A 715-nucleotide genomic window follows, 5' to 3' on the forward strand; every position below is an offset into this window, starting at 1 on the left:
GGAAGTCCACTTGACCGATAAACTCAGGATTTCCCAACTTCGCGGTATCTTCTGTTGTCAGACCAATAACCGCAATTTTAATGCCTTGCTTATTGAACATCGCGTAAGGTTGGAATAAACGCTTGCCCGTTTTTTTGTCGTAGATGTTGGCTGACAGCATTGGGAAGTTAGCCCAATCTTGCTGTTTGAATAGCACGTCTAGCGGATTATCAAATTCGTGATTACCTAACGCCATCGCGTCGTAACCAATCTTACTCATGCCTTTGAAATCTGGTTCAGCGTCTTGTAAATCAGATTCAGGAACGCCGGTATTAATATCACCACCAGACAGCAACAGCACGCTGCCTCCTTCTGCTTGAATTTCATCACGCAGATCATCGATCAACGTCTTGCGCGCGGCCATGCCGTACTCACCGTGTTTATTCTGCCAAAAACGACCGTGGTGATCGTTGGTGTGTAAGACAGTCAATTTATAAGTGGTATCTGCATTCCATTCATGAGCAGGTTGCGAAGCACATCCAGCCAGCGAGGCCAAAATAGCGGCACTCAAAGCGGTTTTGATAATCAGACGCTGATTCATTTTTTTTCCTTTTTCTTATCGGGATTACTGATGCACATTTTCAAACATTAGAGCTATTTGAAAACCACGCGCACCCTAACACATTGATTTCATAATTATGATGCATTGTTTAGCAATAACAAATTCATCAGTAAC

At 43.4% G+C, this 715-nt stretch carries 1 protein-coding gene; it reads right to left on the minus strand.

Annotated features, from left to right (window positions below):
* The coding region (locus R7044_RS25420) for a metallophosphoesterase (protein WP_225456022.1) at window positions 1-580 on the minus strand (580 nt) is incomplete at its 3' end.
* Between the last annotated feature and the right edge of the window lie 135 nt (window positions 581-715).

This window comes from Vibrio sp. 1402 (genome assembly GCF_033340275.1).